The following is a 23,950-nucleotide window of genomic DNA, read 5'->3' as shown; positions in this document are numbered from 1 at the left end:
TTTTCATGCGTGCAATGCAACAAGAATCATTCTTGTTGCATATCTTCCAACTCCGCCCAACGCTCAAAACAATCATCTAACTGTTGTTGTAACAAAGCCAGCTCCTGCAGCTTTTGCTCTACGACATTGCTTGATTGAGTATAAAAATTTTCGGCCGATGTTATCGACTGCAACTGAGCTACTTGAGACTCAAGCACTTCAATTTTTTGTGGCAACTCCTCAAATTCTTTTTGGAATTTATAACTGAGCTTTTTGGGTTTTGCTGTCTGGCGAGTGTTTGCAGGTTCCGCACTTTTTGCTTCTACTTGTAGCTTTTTTTCTGCAGGAGGAGGCAATTCATCTGAAACAGTCCACTTACCTCCCTGGCGAATCCAATCATCGTATCCGCCAACATATTCAATCACATTGCCACGACCTTCAAAGGCGATAACACTTGAAACAATATTATTAAGGAAAGCACGGTCATGGCTCACAAGCAACAATGTGCCAGTATATTCGGACAGTATATCCTCCAATAACTCCAGTGTTTCTACATCAAGATCGTTGGTAGGTTCATCCAGCACTAATAAATTAGCCGGTTTGCTGAATAATTTTGCAAGAAGCACGCGATTACGCTCGCCCCCAGACAGCGCACGCAGTGGTGTACGCGCCCTTTCACCACTGAATAAAAAATCACTCAGATACGAAAAGATATGTTTTGATTTTCCATCAACATCGATAAATTCACGACCGCCTGCAATGTTATCCACCGCATTTTTGTCAAGATCAAGCTGATCACGCAGCTGGTCAAAGTAAGCAACTTCAATATTAGTTCCGAGCTTTACGTGGCCGGATTGTGGCTGCAGATCACCCAAAATCAATTTAAGTAATGTACTTTTTCCAGCGCCATTTGCACCTACCAGGCCAATACGATCCCCACGCATAATGCGTGTAGAAAATTGTTTAACGATTATTTTATTGCCCCAAGCATAAGAAACATCCGTGAGTTCTGCTACCAACTTGCCGGAATCACCTCCGGTCGAAAGGCTAAAATTGGCTTTACCCACTTGTTCGCGGCGTTGTGCACGAACATCACGGAGTGCTTTTAGCGCACGAACACGGCCTTCATTACGTGTGCGACGCGCTTTGATCCCTTGGCGAATCCACACCTCTTCTTGTGCTAAATGCTTATCAAATAATTCATTGTGGCGCGCTTCCTCTGCCAGTGCCTGCTCCCGATAAACCAGAAAACTGGCGTAATCGCCCGCCCAATAACGCAACTGACCGCGATCCAATTCGGCAATGTGTGTCGCTAATGTTTGTAGCAGAGAGCGGTCATGGGTAATAAATACCAGCGCGCCGTTATAGTTCAGTAATTGCTTTTCCAGCCATTCGATTGCTGCAATATCCAAATGGTTGGTTGGCTCATCCAACAACAAAACATCCGGCTCCAATACCAATGCTCGCGCAAGCGCAACACGGCGACGCCACCCACCCGATAATTCGCGCATGTAACGTTCTGCTGGCAAATCAAGGCGGGAAATAATTTCATCGACTTTCTGCTGCAGTGCCCATCCATCGTTTGCTTCAATTTGCTGCTGCAACTGTGCCATGCGCGCCAAGCCGGATTCAGTAATATCCGCTTTATGGGAAAGTTGGCGATACTCAGCTAATAGCTCGCCCATTCCCTTTGCGCCTGCAGCAACGGCATCAAATACCTGACGGTCGTCTGCCTCTGGAAGGTCTTGTTCAAGACGAGTGATACGAATTCCGCTCTGGCGAATAACATCGCCTTTATCAAGATCCACCTCGCCATCCAGCACTTTCAACAAGCTGGATTTACCGGCACCGTTTCGCCCGATCAAACACAGTCGCTGCCCTCGTTCTATACTCAGGTTTACATCATCAAGCAACACTTGCAGGCCGTAACTGAGCCCGGCTTTTTCAATTTTAATCAAAGACATAGAAGGAATAATTCAGGTAGTTTTCTATCGAAAATGGTACTGGCAGAAGCATCAAGGTGCTGTTATTCTCAAGATAAGCTTGGCCACGCGGTAAATGAAAGTGCCGCATCATATCCCACCAGGAAGGCATAACCAACCCGCATGCGTTTGCCGGTTCGTATCTACGTTTGACAGTAATTTGAGGTTCCCATGAGGTTTTCGAAAATACTTTGGCCGTTAGCACTCAGTGCCAGCGTATTCGTCGGTAGTATGTCTCTGATCCCTGCACACGCGGCAACTAACAATACAAAACCGGCAACAAAAACAGCACCCGCCAAACCTGATGCGCGCCAAATAGAACGGCAAAAATATGCCCAGGCGCAAAAAGCATTAAATGCCAAAAATATGACTGAATATCACCGATTGGTTAAACAGTTACAGCAATACCCTCTTCTGCCTTACCTTGAATACCAAGAGTTAACTAATCGTTTAATCACTCTGCCCACGAAAGAAGTAGAAAGTTTTTTTAAGCGCTATCCCGATTCATTTCTATCCGAACGCCTCACTCATCGCTGGTTGCGCACACTGGCACAACGTGAGCGCTGGGCAGACTATCAACGATTTTACGATAAGCGACTGACAGATCCTGAATTGGCTTGCCTGCATGTTCGCGCGCGTCTTGCACAGGGAGATAAAGCCGCCTTAAATGAAGTAGCCGCGCTATGGAACATTGAAAAGACCCAATCCAAAGCGTGCGATCCCGTGTTTGTGGAATGGAAAAAAGCAGGATTTATGACTGCGGATATCATATGGGATCGCCATCTCAAGGCCGTTAAAGCAAACAATAATGGAATGGCAAGCTATCTGAGCAATCTTCTACCGGCAGCAGATCGCCCACATGCGCTGTTGCTGCAACAGGTAAATGCCAACCCACGCCTCTTGAAGCAAACGTCCAAATTTTCCAAGCAATCACCCAAAATGAAAACCGTGATTCTGCATGGGCTGGAAAAATTAGCGCGCAGCAATGCCAAAGAGGCCTTGGCACTGTGGAACGGTTACGACGCACAACAGCTATTCAGCGATGAAGACCGCACTGATATCAAATACCAAATCGCCTTGCGCCTGCTATATCAAGATCACGAAGTGGAAGCTGAACGCTTGGCCGCATCCACGCCAAATTTAACCAGGGTTGATTTATTGGAGTGGCTGTTGCGTGAATCATTACGCAAACAAAACTGGGAGCAAGTTAACCTGTGGTTAACACGCTTACCGGAAGATGCACGTAAAACAGAACGCTGGCGCTATTGGCAAGCAAGGGCGATGGAAGAACTGGACATTAAAGAAATCAATGGTGAAACACCCGCGGATATTTATAACAGTGTTGCACCCGCGAGAAGTTTTTATGGTTTTCTTGCCGCTGATAAAACAGGGGTAAATTACCATTTGCTCGATCGCCCGATGGCATTTACGCCCGAACAGGTCTCAGCATTGGAAAACCATCAAGGTATGTTGCGTGCGCGCGAGTTTTTTGCGCGCGGTGAATTAGGTGCAGCTAATCGTGAATTTTTCCATACCAGCCGTCGTATGCCGCTGGAACAAATGGTATTGGCTGGCCGACTCGCTGAGAAATGGGGTTGGTATCGCAATGGAATACAAGTGATGGCAGACGCACAATATTGGGATGATCTGCAAGTACGATTCCCTATTGTTTACAAAGAGCACGTGACCAAAGCTGCGCAACAAACATCTGTCAATCCGCTCTTTATTTTCGCTGTAACACGTCAAGAGAGCGCATTCGTACACGATGCAAAATCCCCGGCGGGCGCAGTAGGCTTAATGCAATTATTACCTTCTACAGCCAAACAAACCGCACAAAAAAATGGGCTACGCTTTGCTCCCCAAGACTTAATCACCCCCGAGAAAAACATTGCACTGGGCAGCCGCTATTTGAATCATCTGCTTGGCGTATTTGATGGAAACCGCATATTGGCAGCTGCTGCATATAATGCAGGTCCTTCGCGCGTCAAAAAATGGCTCAACAAAGATCAAAATGCGCAATTGCCTTACGATGTTTGGATTGAAACCATTCCTTACAAAGAAACACGGGGTTATGTGCAAAACGTTCTGTCTTTTTCTGTCATTTACGCTTACAGACTTGGACAAGAAACCCGTTTTGTAACGCCAACAGAAGCTAGTCAACAGCTATAAATATCCTACATAAAAAAACCGCTGATGCCTTTAGGGTATCAGCGGTTTTTTTTTACGTTACCTGCGCAATCAATTACATAATCAATTAGTTTTTCTGCGCACCAAAATACTGCCGCAATCTTTTTTGTACTACAGCAGCCAACTCGTCTGGTTGAAACTTGGATAAAAAGTCATTGCACCCTACTTTTTCCACCATCGCTTTATTAAAGCTGCCGCTAAGAGAGGTATGCAACACTACGTAAAGATCTGCCAACGCAGGATCTTTACGTACTTCAGCAGTTAACCGATAGCCATCCATTTCAGGCATTTCAGCATCAGTCACCAGCATCAAAATTTCATCCGTCACTTTGCGGCCACTCGCTGCCCATTGGCGCAATAGCGTCAACGCTTGTAATCCATCTTGTACCGACAAAACCTCAACCCCAATATTGCCCAGGGTTTCTTTTACTTGTTTAACTGCTGTCGGGGAATCTTCAGCAAGGAGTATTTTTAATTTGCGCTTGCGTGCTTCTGAAGCTAAATCCTGATCTAGAACATTGTCAGATACACGCGTGTTATAAGGAATAATATCCGCCAGAACCCGCTCAACATCCAATATTTCAACTAACTGATCATCAATGCGGGTTATCGCTGTTAAAAAATGACTACGCCCGGTTCCTTTTGGCGGTGGCAGTATCAATTCCCAATTAAGGTTCACAATTCGATCGACCGCACCAATTAAAAATGCCTGAACAGAGCGGTTGTATTCCGCCACGATCAAATTTGCATTGTCCAACTCTTTTAAAGGACTCATGCCGATGGCCGCACGCAGATCGATTACGGGAACAGTTTGGTTGCGCAGATGAGCAACACCCCTGATATGGGGATGGCTATGTGGCACATGGCGAAGATTTGGAACTTTGACCACCTCTTGCACCTTGAACACATTAATCGCAAAAAGCTGCCGTCCACCAAGGCGAAACATCAACAACTCCAGCCTGTTCTCACCTACCAAGCGAGTGCGTTGATCAATAGAGTCTAATAATTTGGACATGCGGTTACCATCAATTTGCAAACAGAGTCGGAGTCTCCCAACCACAAACGCCTGTTTAGACGTAAATTTCTATGATTATAGGCAATAATCCATAAATCGCTGCAATTCCAACAGGTTAAAACCGGAGTTTCCGCTAGATGTAATATCCTGTAGTTGTAAGCTTGCGGTTGACAGCTACAATGTTGAATAGACCAAGAACCAATAACAGTACATCCAGAAAAACAACTACGCTGTGATTCATTTATTTTATGACCAACATGACGCCACTTCTTGCCCGCCAACCTATTTTTGATGGAAACATGCGGGTAATTGCCTATGAATTATTGTGTCGCAATAATGATTTGAAGTTTATTGCATCGACAGATGGAGATGCAGCCAGTTCGCAGGTTCTACTTAACGCCTTCACAGAGCTTTCAATAGAACAAGTCGTTGGAAAACATAAAGCTTTTGTGAATTTTACGCGCACTCTCCTGCATTCCCCTCCCCCGTTTAATCGCCAAAAATTAGTCATTGAAGTTCTTGAAGGGCAACAAGTCGATGCCGCTATGCTGCATGCACTCATGGAATTGCGCGAACAAGGCTATACGATTGCATTGGATGATTTTGAGCTGGATGAAGACAGTAAAAACCTTGTTCCTTATGCCGATATTATCAAGTTGGATGTATTGAGCTTAACACCTGAAAAGCTGAAACATCACATTGATTACCTAAAACCATTTGGTATCACCCTGATCGCAGAAAAAGTTGAAACTTACGAGATGTTTGAAAACTGCAAAGCCTTGGGTTTTGATTTATTTCAAGGCTATTTTCTGGCAAAACCAAGGGTGATTACCGGACGAAAAATTTCTGAAAACAAACAATCCGTTTTGCAGCTGTTATCAGCACTGCACGATCCGGATGTGCCGATTGAAAAAATCGAACGAATGATCGCACGCGATACATTATTGAGTTTCAAGCTTCTACGACTAGTCAATTCCGCCGCATTTGGTTTATCGCGTGATGTGGAATCATTACGCCAGGCAATCATGCTGTTGGGGTTACAAAAACTGAGAAACTGGGTGAATTTACTAGCGCTGTCCAACTTGAGCGGCAAACCCCATGAGCTTAGTGTTGCAGCACTAACGCGCGCACGCATGTGCGAAATGATTGCAACCCACATCAACCAACGCAGCCGCCCGGATTCTTACTTTACTGTTGGCCTGCTATCAACATTGGATGCGTTTCTCGACTCTCCGTTGGAGGAGTTGCTTCGTAACCTTTCGCTCAGTGAAACCTTGAATCAAGCTATGCTCGCACACTCTGGCCCGGAAGGAATGGTTTTGCATATTGTTCAGGCCCATGAGCAAGGCCATTGGGATGATATCGATTGGGCGCATCTGGAAAGCCTTGGGCTATCGCCCGAGACTCTCGCCACTATTTATGTCGATGCATTACATTGGGTGGCAGAAACAATGAATAGCCTTGGGCTTGCGGGCGATGCATAAAGCATCAGATTGCTATTCTGTCCAAAAAAGCTTGTGCCTGACTTGCATCAAATGGCCAACCCAATTCGTCCAAATGATGCGGGGATTTCAACACTGGAATTCGCACACCATAACGCTCTACCAATTCGTCTGATTCGGCGATTTCAATTTCTTCCAGATAAAGGGAATAATGGTTTAACAAAGGGGATACAATCTCCTTGGCCATCTCACATAGATGACAGCCAAGGGTTGAATAAAGATAAACGGGTTTCATAATAAAATCTTCATGAGCAAAATAGATTGGCAATTATTGCTGCCGTCTCATAAAACATCAAATTAATAAAAACCCATCTTATACGTATTAGCGCAAATCCAAGGCAAACATTTCTTCAATAAAGTCGCGGAATCGTTTTCCCTGCAATTGATCTATTTCAGTTTCGCCTGTGATTGTCTCTGCCATGCCAGACAACAGTGACGCAGGCTCATCAAAAATAGAAGCGCGATCCAAGCTGTCTAACAGATTTTTAATGAAATTCCCCAGCGGCAACAATTGATCAGCCAACAATGCAGGCCTATCAACACCGCCAGCATTATTGTCAGGTTCAAACGCTTGATAAGCTTGGGTGACTTGCTGTATTTCTGCCTGAGCCAGATTGAGCGAGAAACTGCCGATCTGTTCAGCGTCGTATCCCAGATTCATTGCTTGCTCAAATGCAGTATCCAGATTACCTTCAAAAAATTGCCCGGCAAGATCATTCACCCGTCCCAGTAAGTCATTGATCGCAGCCAACTCATCTTCGTTTAACTCTCCCTCAATTGAGAGTGAAAAAGACTCACTGGAACTGTAGCTGGCATTCATGGCGCTTACAGATTGATTACCGCGTGAAGCGCGGCCAGCCTCGACAGCCAAGCCTTCACTTGAGCTTGCTTTAATAGTCACTATGTCGCCCTCTTTCGTTCTCAGCTCAAAGCTGAATTCGCGGGCGCGACCATATTCATAATTGCCATAACCCAAGTAGCTGCTGGTGGCAGGGATAAAAGCAGGCACATCAAGCTTTGTGGGTTCGGACGTTTTGGGTGATGCGGTTTTCACAATCTCTGGAGCAGAGTTAGATGATTTGGCTGGCGCTTCTTCAACAGCAGACTGGATAAATTTAGCTCGCAGTTCATCCACACCTTCAAGCACCAGATCATAGGTTTGACCGATATCAGCTTTAATCTCCGGTGATAAGAGACTCAGCGCCTCCAGCTTTTCACTCGCTTCTGCGAAGCCTTTTTTAAAGCCAGCCAATCCTGCCTCTAACCGCGCTTGTAGCTCCTCTTGGGAAGCACCGTCAGCGACATCCATTTGCAGCCTGCGCTCGATAAACCCAAGAATATTATTAGCAACTTTTTCAGCCGTCAGAGGCTCAAAAGTTTCATATTCTGCACTTGCAGCCTGCCCTCGCGAGCTGATTTTTTCATAAGCCTGCGTGAGTGTGCGGTTAACTATTTGCAGGGCAGTTTGACGTTTATCCTCAAAACTGGCCGACAGCACTGTACTTGCTGTGACGATGCTGCTTTTTCCACCCTGCGTGAAACCGCCGGGGTTGGATGCCAACTTATCTGCATCCACTGGCGTACCAGCTGCTTTATTGCCAGGTACGCTTGTTGAAACAGAGGGATTGTTTAGAGAGGAAATATTCATAAGATCACCTGAGTGCGGCAGTATCTGTCTGTGGCATCACAGGTTCTCGGCCATTTCCTGCAAAGCTTCAATAATTATTTTCGCGTTAGGATCAGGGTTGTTATAACCACAACAGCCAATACACCCAGGAAAATTAAGCCAAATTTACCCTTGGCGTTATCAGGCGCGGGTTTTGGTTGCATCGCTGCCGATGACCGATTTGGTGACGAGGCACGCGTTGGTGCCGATGTTTTTTCCCGTGAAGGTCTGGATTTTATTTCAGGTACTTCGGGTTTTATCGGGGCTTTGCGCACTGTCGTTTTGGCCATATCGTCGGTAGGCCCCATTACACCAAATGTCAGCGCATCAAACCGCAACTCATCGCCACGCCTTACTCTGGCTTCGGCAACGCGTTTACCATTCAGAAAGGTACCATTCGCTGAGTCCAAATCTTTGACAAACAACATACCATCAATAATTTGCAGCTGGGCGTGACGGCGGGATAAATGCGCAGCCGCCAGACTGATGTCACAGTCGTTGGAGCGACCAATTACATTAATGTCTTTTAGCGGATATACGCGGTTGGCCAAGGCCGTGTGGTGAGCTTTGAGAGACCAGCCTGTCACTTGTGGCGTGCGCAACTGCGTTACACTGGCTGACTCTTCTGCAACAATTTTGGCTTCGCGCTTGGGGTCAATTACGACAAGCTCAACCCGCCCCAAACTGATCTGATCATCCGGTTTTAGTTCACAAGCACCGGTAACCGCCTGTCCATTTACTATTACTGGCTGTGAAGGTATCAAATTCCGCAGCGTTAAATGCTCATTATCAACCAACACCTCCATATGGACATCGCTGGCAAGGGGATCGTCGATGACCAGTGCATTTGTTGCTGAGCGACCTATGGTGATTTTTGGCTCAACCAGCCATACCGCATTGTATTTGTTATCTTTGAAGCGGATTTTGAGCATAAGACAAACCTGAAATGGAAAACGTAAGCTTAGATGATGCAATAGCGAACAGGTGATTTCAACACCCAACCAGTATGTATCCGGCATCATTAAGGCAAATATAATTTCAACACTCCTCCACCCAAAGGTCCATTATTGGCAATTGTCATATATCCCTGCCCTTTTTTGGTTTTGTGCAATTCCAACACCTTGCGCGCGAATAACAAACCCAGCTTGGTATTGCCGGAATTAAAAGATACTGCAGCTTGCGGCAACGGCCCCAAGAGCATGTTATCAGGATACCCTTGGCCATCATCTGCTACTGCGATACATAAAAAGCCGTTCTCTTCTGTTGCGCTCACCAATAGTTGCTTTTTACAGTAGCGCGCACAATTTACGATCAGATTATTTAATACACCGCCTACCAATTCATTATCAAAATACCAAACCAAATCAGAATCACAATCAATTTGTATATCAATATTCCTTGATTTTAATAAAGTGTCGTTCCGGGCAATTTGTTCTTCAATAATATCGATAGCATGATGCTCATCTATCACTATCGCCAGGGTTTTTTCATCCATCTTGTAGAGTGATAGTAACTGAACCAATTCACCATTTATCCGTGCTGCTTCGTATTCCAAGGTGGAAAAAAACCGTGCTTGCTCTGCATCTTTAGGCGGAGAGATTTCCATCATTGCAGCCAAGGTATGCAACAACATACCCAGTGAATTTTTCATATCGTGAACACTGGAAGCTAACACAAACGCAAAATCAATCGGCACTTGTCCAGTGTTTCCATTATCAGATGGTTGATCAGTTGTAGGAGTCACAATTAACCTCGGCTATTTTTTTCATAGGCTTTTACCAGATTGGTATATACCTCATTTAACTGGCGATAACGCTGATACTGGGGATGCTGAGTGGAAATAATTGCGCTCGCTTTGGTAAACGCCTGCTGGATTTTTTCATTCGTGGATTGTTCAAAATTACTCTTTAATTTATCGATCATTGCTTGCACATAGTTCAAGCGAAGACCAACATGATTGGGCAGCTTTTGTAATGCAATTTTGAAAGAATCTGCCGCAGCGGAAAAATCTTTGGCATTGTAAGCAGCAATCCCTTTTTTATTGATTTCGGCCACCATCAGCTTATTCTTTTCACTGCGCGGCTCGTCCAATAAAACATCCAGCTTCTGCAACTGGTCTTCATTACTTGCATAATGCTGCAACAAATCCGTCAAGCGCCTCTGCGCCTCATCTGTTTTACCAAGCACGCGCAATGCGCGAACCATTTCAATCTGCACAGGGAGTGCATCGGCATCCTTGGTATTGCCCAAAACTGTTTGCGCATTACTCAGTGCTTCTTGCGCACGGCGCTGATCGCCAGCACACACCTGCAACTGGCTCTCCAGCAGTAATGACTCTGCCTTTTTAAGCTGGGTCTTACCAAAATTATCTTCATAATTAATAATGCAACTGATTGCATCGCGAACCAAAGGCTTAGCCAGCTCTTTATCAATTGAATGTAAATCAATTGTGGTTTGGGCAAATAATGAATGTACTTCTGCTTTATCAAAACAGGAGTGTTCACCAAGTTTAACTGCACGTCTTAGCGCGTTTGCAGCCGTAACCAAATCGTTATTTTGTTGCGCAATATCACCCAAAGCTTGTTGCCGAAGAATAGACAGTGGTGAAATATCGGTCGCTTTCTGCAAAATGTTTTGCAACCCCTCCGTATCATTTTGCAGCTTGAAAAGCTCTGCCTGTAAATCATAGGCTTTCATGCACAGGGGATTGCCCTGCAAAATGTTTTCCAGCCACTGTTGTGCGCCCAGATAATCATGCTGCGCCAATTTTGTCTTTACCATCCCCAACTGTGCCCACTCCAATTCGCGATTATCCAATACAGTGCGGTAAAGCGCTTCTGCGGCTGCAACATCGTTGACAGCTAAATAGAGTTGACCTAACAGTTTTTGACAACTATTGGCGTGACGGCTTCCACCAGCAATTAGCTCTTTGCATAGTTTGATTGCTTGTTGGTAATCGCCTGCTTTTTGGGCGGCCTGGACCGCTTTTAGTTCAGCACGCTGTTCGATCAGGCGACCCAATCGTTGATCCAGCGCTTTGGGAGTTATGGGTTTGGCAAGATAAGCATCCGGCTCATAGTCATAAGCCGCCATAATGATGCTTTTACTAGACTCAGCCGAAACCAGTATAAATAGACTGTCGGAGCATGGATTTTCAGTCGAGCGAAGCTCTTCCAATACCTGCTGGCCACTTTTGCCTTTGCCAAGATTGTTATCACAGAGAATCAGGTCATACGTACGTGCTTTGCAAAAACGCAGTGCTTCTTCCCCACTGGCTGCAGTATCAACATTCCCTATGCCCAGATCCATCAGCATTTTGTAGAGCGTGCCACGGAAATTTTCGAAATCATCAATAATCAGCGCGTGCATCTTGTAATAGCCAAGATCAGCCATGCCTTTACCTCCAGAAAGAAATCACAGTAAGGATAGCTCAGGATTATGTGAGTGCTAGGGTTATTATTGCTGGTTTATTGAGTGGGAATACTCAGTTCGCATCGACAGGAGGATTGCGGCGGCGAGATTGGAACAATTGGTTGCCGCCTTGCATTTTGGCACTGTGTTTGGCCTCAGCCAGTAACTGCGACACTTGATGATGGGTTTTGCATAGGTTCACATCAGGAGTGACACAACCTATTGCCAAGGTTAATGCTCCAAATTTTTGCCGCTGCCCCTGACGATCAAAACTCCAGTATTCTGGCGAATTGCCAGGCAGGAATTGGTGACTGACACTTTTGAACTTGTGCAATATTTGCTCGCAGCGCTCTTGCCAATCGGTACTACAAAAAACCAGGATAAAATCATCGCCACCTACATGGCCAACAAAATCACATCGCTCGTCTATGCTCTCACTTAAAATTTTTCCCAATTGCAGTATCACTTCATCACCTGCACTGTAACCAAATGCATCATTGAAAGGTTTGAAGTGATTAATATCGCAATAGGCCACGACAAATTCTTTTTGGGTCAGTAACAAATGATCAACGCACTCATACAGGGGAACATTTCCGGGTAACTGGGTCAATGGATTACTGTGTCGTGCTGCACGTAATTTTTCTTCGGTAATTGCACGCAACAGATCACGTACTTTACCCACACCACGATAAGACTGCTGCTCGCACACAATAAAATCTACACTGAGATTTTGCTGTGGATCCTCACTGATAATTTGCCCTACTGCTTTAAGTTCGGTATTGATATCAACAATAATTGATAGTGGACTAATGAAATCTTTTATTGGCTTTTCGGCATGCAATTCATGCGCAAAGCGGCGCGAAAAAATATTTAATAATTCTGCGCGACTCACCATTCCCAGCGGTGTTTCACCGTCAACAACTGGAACACAACTCAAGCGAACATCTGCACGAAACATTTTCACCACGTTTTCGGCGGATTCGGTTGAACGAATACTCACAGAATCCGTAACAATTTCACTTACCGTGCGGGTAAAGTGATCTTGATAGCGAGGTCTGGATATACCGGCCAGCTGCGTTATTTTTTCAGGCAGGACTGTAGAGGGATTTGCATGGGGATGGGCAATAAAATATCCCTGCGCGTACTCAACCCCCATTGCCATCAGGGTATTAAATTCCGCTGCCGTCTCAATTCCTTCTGCAATTGCTTTATGGCCGATACGATGGGCAATATCCAGCATGGCACGCACGAATTCGCGTTTTACAGGATCTTTATCTATGCCACTAATAAAATGCCGGTCAATCTTGACATAATCAGGGCACAACTCACTCCATACACGCAAGCCTGCATAGCCCGCACCCAAATCATCCAGCGCAACAGCAAATCCCTGACGCTGGAAGTGATCTGACGCTGCCCTTAACAAATCGAGCTCATCCAGTGGCTGACTCTCCGTCAATTCAAACACCACGCGCTCAGCATCCAGCCCGACACGCTGCAAAATTTCGCGGGTAACTCCATCGCGATATTGACTATCAGTAAAACTGATAGGGCTCATATTCAGAAATAATTTTCCAGGCAGCTCCAACTCGGCAAAACGCTCGCAGGACACCTCGCGGCAGGCAAATTCCAAACTGGCTAACAAGCGCGACTCGCGTGCGATGGAAAACAGCAAATCCGGTCTATGGAGCGGGCTATCTTGCGGACCGCGAATTAACGCTTCATAACCAATAATTCGGGGATTCTCTAGCGCTATAATGGGTTGAAATACTGGCGTAAGCAGCTTGAACTCAATCAAGCGCCTTAACTCTTGCTGCAGGGTGATGGGATTAAGGACGGGACTCTGCAAGGACATAGATAGACAACTTATAACGGATGAGAATCGATTTTTTAAATATTCCTTCAGAAATATGACACTTTTATGAATTTCTTAATTTGTTGTCATAAACATTTGCAGAGTACAATGCACACATCATTACTTCCTGATAAATGTGCCACTAACCAGTCAGCATTATGCAAAAAAACAATTCCGATACTATTTACGCCAATCCACTGGCAGACGTTAGCCGCTTTGCATTTGACCAACGCGTTGTCGATGTTTTCCCTGACATGATCAAACGTTCGGTTCCAGGTTACGCCACGATTATTAATATGATTGGCAACCTGGCAGAGCGTTACGTTCAGGCCAATAGTCAATGTTATGACTTGGGCTGCTCACTTGGTGCAGCCACTCTGGCAATGCGTCATCGTATTCAGGCCGCTAATTGCAAAATCATCGGGGTCGATAACTCAGCGGCAATGATTGCCCGCTGCGCACAAGTAATCGCAGCAGACAGCGGTGAAATTCCAGTGGAATTGATGGAAGCGCAAATTCAGGATGTGAATATCCATAATGCGTCTATGGCAGTGTTAAATTTCACTTTGCAGTTTATTGCAATCGAAGAACGGTTAGAAATGTTGCGCCGTATTTGCGCAGGGTTAAATCCTGGCGGAGTGTTAATCATCTCTGAAAAAGTCGTATTTGATGATGAGCCACATCAGCAACTAATGACTGAGTTACACCACAACTTTAAGCGCGCCAATGGCTACAGCGATTTGGAAATTGCGCAAAAGCGTGCAGCAATCGAAAATTATCTGGTTCCTGAAACACTCGACTCACATCGCCAACGATTGCGCCTTGCAGGATTCCACAGCGTCGATGTCTGGTTTCAATGTTTTAATTTTGCCTCTTTGATTGCCATCAAATAGTTAACCAATACTGTTACAGAAGAAAAGCCGTGACCTCTATTCATTACGACACTTTATTACTCGCGTTAAAAGATTCTCCTCTTGCTGCATGGGCAGACAAACTTCCCGAACAAATCGCTGCTGGGTTGTGTGAAAAACGTTACGGCGATCTGGCTGGCTGGAAAGCCTCACTAGCAAAACTCCCTAGTGTCGTTGCCAGTCAGATTGAATTATCACAACGCGTACAAATTGGCTCTCGTAGCGATTGTGATGAAGCGACACGCGATGACATTCGTACAGCATTGCAGGAACTCATTCCGTGGCGCAAAGGCCCTTATTTCATCCATGACATCCACATCGATACCGAATGGCGCTCTGATTGGAAATGGGATCGGGTTCTTCCTCACCTCGCACCATTAAAAGATCGGCTAATTCTTGATGTAGGCTGTGGCAATGGTTATCACTGCTGGCGCATGTTAGGCGAAGGTGCAAAACGCGTAATTGGTATTGACCCGTCGCCACGCTTTATTGTGCAATTTCACATGGTAAAACATTTTGCCGGTGCTAATTATCCTGTAGATGTTTTGCCGCTTGGTATCGAAGATTTACCAGAAAAATTGCAAGCGTTTGATACGGTTTTTTCAATGGGCGTTTTTTATCATCGCCGCTCGCCAATGGATCATTTGCTGGAATTAAAAAATACCCTGCGCCCCGGCGGACAACTTGTACTAGAGACATTAGTTATTGAGGGCGAACTAGGGGATGTATTAGTACCCGAGGGGCGCTATGGCATGATGAATAATGTGTGGTTTTTACCAAGCTGCGCAACCATGCTGTCATGGCTGCGCAAGATGGGCTTTAGTAATCCACGCGTAGTCGATGTCTGTCCAACCACCACAGAAGAACAACGCTCCACAGAATGGATGCGTTTTCATTCTCTACCTGAATTTTTACACCCTGATAATCCTGCTTTGACGGCTGAAGGGCACCCTGCTCCCATTCGTGCCGTTTTCGTGGCAGAAGCTTGAAACGCTCTTGCAGTAAAAAATAAAGGACGCATATGCGTCCTTTATTTTTGAAGATTCAAGCGGAATAGCGCTTTGCAATCAATTGTCATCCAGTAGATTTAGCGGTGAATCCAAACCGAATTCAACATGAACTTGGGTGCACCAACGGTTCAAACGATCCGCCGTCAAATTTTCTTGCTGATCTTCATCCAATGCCAAACCAACAAAATGGCCTGCACCGGGAATTTCTGCTTTTGATGCTTCAAACTCGTAACCATCCGTTGGCCAATGCCCCACTATTTCAGGGCCGGACTGGATAATCACATCATGCAGCATTCCCATCGCATCAAGGAAATAATCACCGTATCCAAATTGGTCGCCCAAGCCAAATAACGCAACTTGTTTACCCGAAAAATCTACCGCAGCAATATCATCCCAAAATTCTTCCCAATCCGATTGAATCTGGCCAAAATCCCATGTGGGAATTCCCAAAATAATTTTGTCGTAATTGGCAAAATCCAATTGTGTGGCATCACTGATATCGCGAACGTCAACAACATCAACACCAAAACGATTTTGGATACGATAAGCAACGCGCTCGGTATTACCTTCGTCACTACCAAAAAACAGACCTATCTGTGCCACGATAACCTCGGGAAGCAGGAATAAACAGGAGATAGCAGGATCGCTAAAAACGGCGCGGATTTTCCCAAGAATGCTTTATACAAGCAAGCCCGATATGGGGACTAATCCGGAAATTAGATCCAATCCATCATCCGCCAATAAAAAACCCCGCTAAGCGGGGTTTTTAGCCAAAAAAGAAGTAACACTGATTAACTATGACGATTGGGTTTCTTTGCGCTCCGATTTAAGTTCTTTTTTACGCTCCATACGTTTGGTCTTGAGCTCAGCCATTTTTGCCTTTTGCTCATCTGTCAGTATGGCGAAAAACGCTTGCCGTGCCTTCAAGCCTGCCAACACTTGTTCAGCTTGCAATTTGCCCAAGGTATCAGCCAACACCGCCAACTCAGCGTCATTCGCTCCGGATTCAACAGCCGTTGTCAATGCCGCGCGCGCTCCAGACAACTTGGCATGAAGCGCTTCGCGTTCTGCTTTATTGGTGTCACGCTGGCTTGCAAGTGTTGCTTTTTGTTCATCGGTCAAATCCAAAGCGTGCCTCAGGTGACGAAGCTCACGCTCACCCATACCATCATGCCCACCCCACTGGCCGATATGATGCTTAACATCGCAGTGCTTTCCTGAACTTCCCGCCATAGCCGGCATTACACTGGCAGCACTTAACAAGACGACTCCAACAGACAATAACGTGATCGATTTCATAACAATATTCCTCTGGCAATGTGATCAGGCTGGTTCAGCTCTCATGCCCGGCAGCCTGTATCCGAGCCTGTGAATCCATTATGGTCAGGATAATGTTAAGATTGGTTAATGAATTCCAAAGAATCATGACTCTCAACAAGGGCTGGTGCACACTCAGCGCCTTCCAACAGGGGATTAGATACGACCATGCTTAAAGTTCTGCTCATCGACGACGACAAAGAACTCAGTCAATTATTGACCGAATACCTCCAAACCGAAGGTTTCTCTGTAGATACCGCTTTTGATGGACAAACGGCTCTTGATCTTGCTTTGAAGCATCCCTACTCCGTCATAGTGCTTGATGTGATGTTGCCCGTGCGCAATGGTTTTGATGTGTTGAAAAATTTGCGCCAGCACAATCAAACACCAGTAATCATGCTCACCGCTAAAGGCGATACTGTTGACCGTGTTATCGGGCTGGAAATTGGTGCCGATGACTATTTATCCAAACCCTGTGACCCTCGCGAGCTGGTTGCGCGCATCCGCGCTATCTTGCGTCGCGCCAATCAAAAAGAAGCATCGCCCAGCAGCGTTGAGCGACTCACCTCCGGAAAATTGTCACTGCATTTGGGAACACGTACGACAACCTGGGAAAATCAGGAAGTCGCCCTTACCGGAACTGAATTTAGCGTACTGGAAATACTGGTGCGCCGCGCAGGACAGGTCATCAGCAAAGATGACATGACCGAGCAAGCACTTAACCGCAAACTGACCCCCTACGATCGCAGTATCGATGTGCATGTGAGCAACATCCGCAAAAAAATTACTGCTGCAGGCTCATCAAAGGATCTGATCATCAATGTACGCGGTGCCGGGTACATGCTAACGATGAACGATGATGATCCTGTAAATTGATGACACGTCTTTATCTAAAAATATTTCTTACATTTTGGTTGATTACGGTGGCGATTATTATCGGCACCAATATTGTTGTGCATTGGTTTGACATGACGCCTGACGGCAATCTGCAACACAGCAGCATGACCAATGATGATGACCCCGCAAAACGTTTACTCTTCCAAATGGTAGGTAATGCGGTTAACCGCAACACACAACAGTTGATTCAGGACTTGCGTGCAATGCCTGCCTGGTCAACCCGATTTGTGTACGTCGTCGATAAGGAAAATCGCGATCTGCTTGATCGCCCACTGCCGCCAGGAGTCATGTTCCTGGCTCCACGCCTCACCTTTAAACACCCATTCGATAAGGTACAGGATCGCAACCGTAAATTATTCGGGCGCTACATAACATTAAGTGATGGCAATAGCGTGAAGCTAATTACCATTTCAGCCGGGCGTGATGAAGGTCAGGATCGGGATATTATTTGGGAACTTTTCCTCGATAATATTTGGCCGTTATTACTGGTATCAATATTGGTCAGTGGATCTGCCTGTTTTTTTCTTGCACGTCATTTCACCCGCAGCATCAACACACTCCAAAAAGCTACCCAGCAAATTGCGCGTGGCGATTTAAGTGTGCGCATTAGCGAGCAATTCCGTGGGCGCAACGATGAAATTGCGGCACTTGGTCGCGACTTTGACCACATGACCGAGCGGCTGGAAAAATCCATGCAAGAACAGAAACGTCTAATCAAAGATGTCTCCCATGAGCTGCGCACCCCTCTGGCACGGTTGCAAATCGCACTCGCATTGGCGCGTCAGCGCAGCAATGGGGTTGTGGATAATGAGTTAGCGCGCATCAAACAAGCGGCAGATTATCTCAATGACATTATCACCGAAATTTTGACATTACCTGTTCAAGGGCAAGATAGCTGGGTGCTGGATGACGCTGTGGATTTGGTCAGCATGCTGCAAACCCTGATGGATAACTACCAACAGGATGCCTACGATAAAAACATCAATATCCGTTTCAAATCACCTTTGGAAGAAGCGCTGGTCTCAACCCATGGGAACATGTTGGTGGGCGTGTTCGAGAACACCCTGCGTAACGCAATACTCTACACCCCCCACAATTCCGAAATTTGTATCCAACTGGATAAAACCGGTGATGGAGAACACTATCGTATAGACATCATGGATCAGGGGCCTGGCGTACCTGAAGATGCCCTTGACGATATATTCCAACCTTTCTTCCGTACTGATCAGGCTCGCACACGCGAGAGTGGTGGTTACGGCTTGGGGCTTGCCATTGCCCATCGCAGTGTATCTTTGCACAAAGGACGTATCTGGGCAGAAAACCGCCCCACTGGCGGTCTCTGTCTATGCATACTGTTGCCGACAAACTTTTGACTGGCGGCAAAATGTTTCCGCTTTACACCTATCGACTCGCTAGTTTCCTGACGACAACCTCCCCAGTCAACATCAACTTAATCCAGTAAGTAATTGATTTTAATAGCTATTAAAATATAAAAATCGACTGGCACGAATTTCGCTAAACACCTTTCACTGACGCCTAATTATTCAAAAACGGCAATTAGGCGACGAATAACCTTTAACGTGACAGGTAAAGAATATGCGAGACATGACTCTGGTGACTAATTCCCATCAGGTAAATGGCGCAGCCAACATTCCTCTCATCCCCCTGACACCTGAACAGGAGCTCAGCACGCGGGTTCGCCTGTCACAGGCGTTACAAATGAGCCTGGACACCGGGGAAATTCTCAATCTGTTTTATAAACACATCCAACCCCTGGTCAACGTATCGGGCCTGGTTTTCAAATTCAGTGACGATATCAATGTCTTGAAAGTGGGCCGTGAATGCCTGCACCACTGCGATTATCGCTTGACCACAGATGAAGGCTATTTGGGTGAGATCATTTTCAGCCGCAGTAAGCGCTTCGTTGAAGCAGAATTAATCACGCTGGAGTTTTTATTGAGTTCGCTAATTTATCCTCTGCGTAATTCAATCCGCTATCAATCTGCCATGCGCCTTGCGCTGCTTGACCCTCTTACTATGCTGGGCAATCGCGCCGCCCTGGATACAGCCTTACGCCGCGAGTTGCAAATGGCAGAGCGCCACCACACTTCATTATCCCTGTTAATCATCGATGTTGATTTTTTCAAGAAAATTAACGATGAATACGGACATAACCGTGGTGACATGGTGTTGCGTGAAATAGCTAAAAATATCCAATCCGTGTGCCGTGGCAGTGATATCACCTTCCGCTATGGCGGCGAGGAGTTCGTGGTTGTACTTGGAAAAACAGATTCCGAAGGAGCCAAAATTATCGCCGAACGTATTCGCCAGCAAATTGCTGAAACCGCTATTTCACACAATGGTAAAATTTTTAATATGACCATCAGCATTGGCATAGCTACTTACCAAGGCTCCACCAAGGAGCACATCAATGACTTTTTTGAACGTGCTGATAATGCATTGTATATGGCAAAAAAATTTGGCAGAAACTGTGTTGTCAGTGCAGACGCAATTGCCGAGGCAAACTCGTAGTTCACAATTCAACAATAATAATAGAAGCAACAAAATACCAGCAATAAAAAAACCACGCACGCGTGGTTTTTTTGGTAAACGAAATTAACCAATTCAATTAAGAAGTTAACAATCCTGATTAGCTATAAGTATCCGCTTTATTTTTCAAAACTAATATCTTGCAAGCGCAGCTCTGCAGAGGTTTTTTGTTCAGGTTTTATCTGGATATACACATCGAAGAAACCTGTAGACTCTTTTAATGCAATCCCTGTACGACCATAGGTTTTCAACTCCTGAGAGGTCAGTACGCCTTGCGCTAATACATCACCTTGTGCATCTCCACGACGAACTTCAACTAACCACTTGGTTGGCTCTTTGAAAAATAACGCTCCAATTTTTAAAGACTTCACTGACGACAAATCATATCGGCCTATCGCAAAGCCAGCCCAATTATCATCCGCATTAAATTTAATCGTCTTGATTTCCCTGAACGTATCTTGCGCTACACCTTTGGATGCCAAGTCCGGATTAAATACACTATCAAAATCAAAACGATAAGGGACTAACTTGAACTCTTGAACCGTTTTGATCGGCGGCATGCCATTCGCACCTTTATCGGTATAACTGGCTGAAAACTTATATGCCTCCCCGAGACTAACGTAAGGAGAGTTACCTGTTAAGGCCGTTACGCTTTTACGATGGGAATCAAGCGCTACTACACCAGACAAAGGCAAGGCTTCAGGCGAGTTATCCTCGGCTAACGACAAAACATACGTGGCCAGTGCAGTGCGATCTGCCTCACTCAAACCAGAGAAGCCTGGCATATTCATCTCACCCCAAACGCCGGCACCACCGTTAGCCAGTTTATTAACCAGGTACTTAATTGCATTGGGGTCATTTTGATATTTGCGGGCAACATCGCGAAATGCCGGACCAACCAATTTTTCATCTACTTTATGGCAACCAAGGCAATTATTGGCATCAATCAATGCTTTCGCTTGTTGGATGACATCAACAACCTGATGTCCCTGACCTTTTTCACCAACCGGTGAAATATACTCAAATGTAATTAACGGATTAGCGTTGGCAATTTCAGCAACGGCACCATCCTCTTTATCGTGAACAGTGAAGGTGTAATCCAACTTGTTCGTATCAGCCCAATAAAATGATTGATTTTGGTTTAATGAAAATTCAATCTGCGATGGTTCATTACCAATTTCAAGCTGGGTGCTTGTTGATGATACGGCACCGTGCACATCGGTAACGGTTAACGCTAAATTGTATTTCCCGGCTTTATCGAATGATAAGTTTACATCAAGAGCATCGCCTAACTGCCGCTCGGGACAACTATTATCTGCACACGCCAATACCCATTTATAAACCATCTTGTCGCTGTCGAGATCGATAGACTTTTTGGCTGACGCCTGGATAGCAGCAGGAATTCCCGCCTGGGTTTTATTAACTGTGATTTCTGCAACAGGCGGACGGTTACCTGCACCTACATATTCAATACGGGCAAGACGAGCGTCCGGATTTCCAGTGAACCACGACATACCGTATTCAAGTACATACAAGGTACCATCAGGAGAGAAGCGCGCATCAATCGGTAATGCATAATTAATCTGCGGAGCAAAAGGTTCGATCTTGTGAATGCGGCCTTGCTCATCAAAACTTACGGCTTTTACCCAGGCTCGCATAAAATCAACAATAAATAATTTTTCGTTGTAATACGCCGGATAGCGATTCACTGACTCTGGATACTCATTCGCACGATAAACGTCAGCCACCAACGCCGTGCGTCCACCAGTACCTAACTCAGGGAAAACATCCGAAATACCATAGGGATAAGCAATAAATGCAGGTTGTGCAGGTGGCAATTGTTTTGCCCCGGTATTATTCGGTGAGTAATTAACAGGAGCATTTACATCAACAAACTCGCCTGATTTTTTATTGACGTAATCGTATTGTTTGTAAGGGCGATTTTGGCCAATCACTAACGGCCAACCGAAATTTCCTGGCGCTGTTACACGGTTAACTTCATCGTAACCACGCGAACCTTTTTCTTCAGAATCGTTGCTTGCATCAGGCCCGACGTCACCATAAAACAATGTGCTGGTTTTTTTATCGTAAGTAATGCTGTAGGGATTGCGCGCGCCCATTACGTAAATTTCCGGACGACCTTGGGCTGCATCGCTGAACAGGTTGCCCTCCGGAATATCGTATCCGCCTTCTGCTTTCGGCTTGATGCGCAATACTTTACCGCGCAGATCCTGAGTGTTGCCGGGTCCGCGCATACCATCATTTTTCTTCATGCCGGGGCGAAGATCTACAGGGGCGTAACCATCTTGATCATGCGGGTTGGTGTTATCACCCGTTGAGAAAAACAATTCGCCATTTTGGCCAAATTGTAAATCGCCACCGGTATGACAGCAGTTATTGTCGATCGGATATTCCAGAATTAATTGTTCTGTCTCTGCATCTACTTGATTGTTCCGCCACAAAAAACGAGACAATCGCTGATGTACATTTCCTGCTGCATCTTTCGTGGTGAACGCAGCATAAATCGCCTGGGTTGTGGCGAACTCGGGATCTACCGCAACACCAACCAGACCCCACTCCTGAAATTTATCATATGCAGTCAACAATTTACCGGCATCACTTAGTTGATTGGTTTTGTATTCAATGCGCTGGAATTTCCCTGGGCGTAGCGCAATAAGGGCATCGCCATTAGGAAAAAACGCCAGCTTTACTGGCTCATCCAAATTTTCAACCAAGGTTTTTTTAATGAAACGATTGTTTTCAGGGCGCGATTTGGCGTAATCCAAACGCGGTGTAAAACCAGGACGATGATTGAGGCCAACCGCATAGGTGATACCACCCAACAAATGTTTCAGGAAATCGGGATTGGAATAAACCTCAGCCGAATGCCCCATACCGGTATAAAACGCACGACCGCCATCGTATTCGTGATACCAAGAGATAGGATGATCGTGATCATGCTCACCACCAACATAGGTAGATTCATCAACCTTGGCTACAACGTTGATAAATTCATACATGTCACGATAGTTGTACCATTCATCTGCCATAGAAAATTCATCTGGCATTTTTTCAGTTGAAGGGTGTTTTTTATCGGTGAAATTGACCGTTGCCATTTGCACATTGCTTGGCTCATTCGGATGATTTTTAAAGACAGCCCCAACCAGATTGCGATACCAAAACCAATCACCCTCCCACTCCGTATCTGCTGCCGCATGTATACCAACAAAACCTCCACCGGCTTGAATGTATCGCTCCATTGCCAGTTCTTGATTTTCATCAAGGATATTAAGCGTTGTGTTTAAAAAGATAATCGCATTGAACTGACTAAGCTCAGCGTCGGTAAATAAACCGGAATCCTCGCTTGCAACAACGGTAAATTGGTTTTCAGCTGCCAGCTTCTTCAGAGCCTCAATACCTGCCGGGATAGAATCATGGCGCCAGCCTGCTGTTTTACTGAACACCAGTATTTTTGCTCCCACAACGGTTTCTTGCGTGGGTTGTTCCTGCTTTGCGGTACTCGCGGGTGGTTCTGTTTTTCCACAAGCTGCCAAGCCAAAAATGACTGCTACCGCTCCCACAAACTGGAGAATCGATATCAAGACAGACGAAACGGTATTACTCTGATGAGCTCTGTTCATTGCCAACCCTTTATGCGCTGTTTGTTTTAT

General features: G+C 45.6%; 18 protein-coding genes. 7 read left to right on the top strand and 11 right to left on the bottom strand.

Features of this window, described 5'->3' with window-relative positions:
• Nucleotides 1–26 precede the first annotated feature (26 nt).
• On the bottom strand, nt 27–1,943 hold the full coding sequence (locus VC28_RS05065; protein ID WP_049629691.1) for an ATP-binding cassette domain-containing protein: 1,917 nt from the start codon (nt 1,941–1,943) through the stop codon (nt 27–29).
• A 249-nt stretch (nt 1,944–2,192) separates the two neighbouring features.
• Here VC28_RS05065 and VC28_RS05060 point away from each other — a divergent pair, with 249 nt between their 5' ends.
• Nucleotides 2,193–4,130, top strand: a complete 1,938-nt coding sequence (locus VC28_RS05060) for a transglycosylase SLT domain-containing protein (RefSeq protein WP_231591653.1) — start codon at nt 2,193–2,195, stop codon at nt 4,128–4,130.
• Between the two features lie 85 nt (nt 4,131–4,215).
• Here the strand turns inward: VC28_RS05060 and VC28_RS05055 are convergent, their stop codons facing one another.
• On the bottom strand, nt 4,216–5,163 hold the full coding sequence (locus VC28_RS05055) for a chemotaxis protein CheV (RefSeq protein WP_049629689.1): 948 nt from the start codon (nt 5,161–5,163) through the stop codon (nt 4,216–4,218).
• A 248-nt stretch (nt 5,164–5,411) separates the two neighbouring features.
• Between VC28_RS05055 and VC28_RS05050 the strand changes: the two genes are divergently transcribed.
• Nucleotides 5,412–6,647, top strand: a complete 1,236-nt coding sequence (locus VC28_RS05050) for an EAL and HDOD domain-containing protein (protein ID WP_049629688.1) — start codon at nt 5,412–5,414, stop codon at nt 6,645–6,647.
• 4 nt (nt 6,648–6,651) lie between these two features.
• Here the strand turns inward: VC28_RS05050 and VC28_RS05045 are convergent, their stop codons facing one another.
• From VC28_RS05045 to VC28_RS05020, 6 genes are all read right to left on the bottom strand, one after another.
• Nucleotides 6,652–6,900, bottom strand: a complete 249-nt coding sequence (locus VC28_RS05045) for a glutaredoxin family protein (protein WP_049629687.1) — start codon at nt 6,898–6,900, stop codon at nt 6,652–6,654.
• A gap of 87 nt (nt 6,901–6,987) precedes the next feature.
• Nucleotides 6,988–8,313 (bottom strand): DUF5610 domain-containing protein, encoded by a 1,326-nt coding sequence (locus tag VC28_RS05040; protein WP_049629686.1) that lies wholly within the window; start codon nt 8,311–8,313, stop codon nt 6,988–6,990.
• A gap of 74 nt (nt 8,314–8,387) precedes the next feature.
• Entirely contained in the window at nt 8,388–9,263 is an 876-nt protein-coding gene (locus VC28_RS05035) for an FHA domain-containing protein (RefSeq protein ID WP_049632182.1), read from the bottom strand.
• Nucleotides 9,264–9,352: 89 nt separating this feature from the next.
• Nucleotides 9,353–10,075, bottom strand: coding sequence for a sensor histidine kinase (locus tag VC28_RS05030; protein ID WP_231591652.1), 723 nt, complete (start codon nt 10,073–10,075; stop codon nt 9,353–9,355).
• 2 nt (nt 10,076–10,077) lie between these two features.
• On the bottom strand, nt 10,078–11,724 hold the full coding sequence (locus tag VC28_RS05025; RefSeq protein WP_231591651.1) for a response regulator: 1,647 nt from the start codon (nt 11,722–11,724) through the stop codon (nt 10,078–10,080).
• A gap of 91 nt (nt 11,725–11,815) precedes the next feature.
• Nucleotides 11,816–13,594: a bifunctional diguanylate cyclase/phosphodiesterase gene (locus tag VC28_RS05020; RefSeq protein ID WP_049629685.1), complete on the bottom strand. Its 1,779-nt coding sequence runs from the start codon at nt 13,592–13,594 to the stop codon at nt 11,816–11,818.
• A 158-nt stretch (nt 13,595–13,752) separates the two neighbouring features.
• Here VC28_RS05020 and cmoA point away from each other — a divergent pair, with 158 nt between their 5' ends.
• Both cmoA and cmoB read left to right on the top strand, forming a co-directional pair.
• A complete protein-coding gene (cmoA, locus tag VC28_RS05015) occupies nt 13,753–14,487 on the top strand; it encodes a carboxy-S-adenosyl-L-methionine synthase CmoA (RefSeq protein ID WP_049629684.1) in 735 nt (244 codons plus the stop codon).
• A 38-nt stretch (nt 14,488–14,525) separates the two neighbouring features.
• A complete protein-coding gene (gene cmoB / locus VC28_RS05010) occupies nt 14,526–15,494 on the top strand; it encodes a tRNA 5-methoxyuridine(34)/uridine 5-oxyacetic acid(34) synthase CmoB (protein ID WP_156184382.1) in 969 nt (322 codons plus the stop codon).
• 78 nt (nt 15,495–15,572) lie between these two features.
• Here the strand turns inward: cmoB and VC28_RS05005 are convergent, their stop codons facing one another.
• Together VC28_RS05005 and VC28_RS05000 are read right to left on the bottom strand one after the other, a co-directional pair.
• Entirely contained in the window at nt 15,573–16,118 is a 546-nt protein-coding gene (locus tag VC28_RS05005; protein WP_049629682.1) for a flavodoxin, read from the bottom strand.
• A gap of 192 nt (nt 16,119–16,310) precedes the next feature.
• Nucleotides 16,311–16,814, bottom strand: coding sequence for a Spy/CpxP family protein refolding chaperone (locus VC28_RS05000; protein WP_049629681.1), 504 nt, complete (start codon nt 16,812–16,814; stop codon nt 16,311–16,313).
• Between the two features lie 186 nt (nt 16,815–17,000).
• On the opposite strand from VC28_RS05000, the gene VC28_RS04995 reads away from it, so the two are divergent.
• The 3 genes from VC28_RS04995 to VC28_RS04985 all read left to right on the top strand — a co-directional run bounded on the left by VC28_RS04995 (nt 17,001) and on the right by VC28_RS04985 (nt 20,261).
• Nucleotides 17,001–17,708 carry a response regulator transcription factor gene (locus VC28_RS04995; protein ID WP_049629680.1) on the top strand — a complete coding sequence of 236 codons (708 nt, stop codon included), beginning with the start codon at nt 17,001–17,003 and terminating at the stop codon, nt 17,706–17,708.
• Complete coding sequence (locus VC28_RS04990) at nt 17,708–19,102, top strand: ATP-binding protein (RefSeq protein ID WP_049629679.1); 1,395 nt, start codon at nt 17,708–17,710, stop codon at nt 19,100–19,102. The genes VC28_RS04995 and VC28_RS04990 overlap by 1 nt, the downstream gene beginning before the upstream one ends.
• Before the next feature lie 223 nt (nt 19,103–19,325).
• A complete protein-coding gene (locus VC28_RS04985; protein WP_231591650.1) occupies nt 19,326–20,261 on the top strand; it encodes a GGDEF domain-containing protein in 936 nt (311 codons plus the stop codon).
• Between the two features lie 137 nt (nt 20,262–20,398).
• Here the strand turns inward: VC28_RS04985 and VC28_RS04980 are convergent, their stop codons facing one another.
• Nucleotides 20,399–23,920, bottom strand: a complete 3,522-nt coding sequence (locus tag VC28_RS04980) for a ThuA domain-containing protein (RefSeq protein ID WP_082191413.1) — start codon at nt 23,918–23,920, stop codon at nt 20,399–20,401.
• Nucleotides 23,921–23,950 lie beyond the last annotated feature (30 nt).

Origin of the sequence: Cellvibrio sp. pealriver, from assembly GCF_001183545.1 — a bacterium.
In the GTDB taxonomy this organism is placed as follows: domain Bacteria; phylum Pseudomonadota; class Gammaproteobacteria; order Pseudomonadales; family Cellvibrionaceae; genus Cellvibrio.
This window is presented reverse-complemented; position numbering and strand designations above follow the sequence as displayed.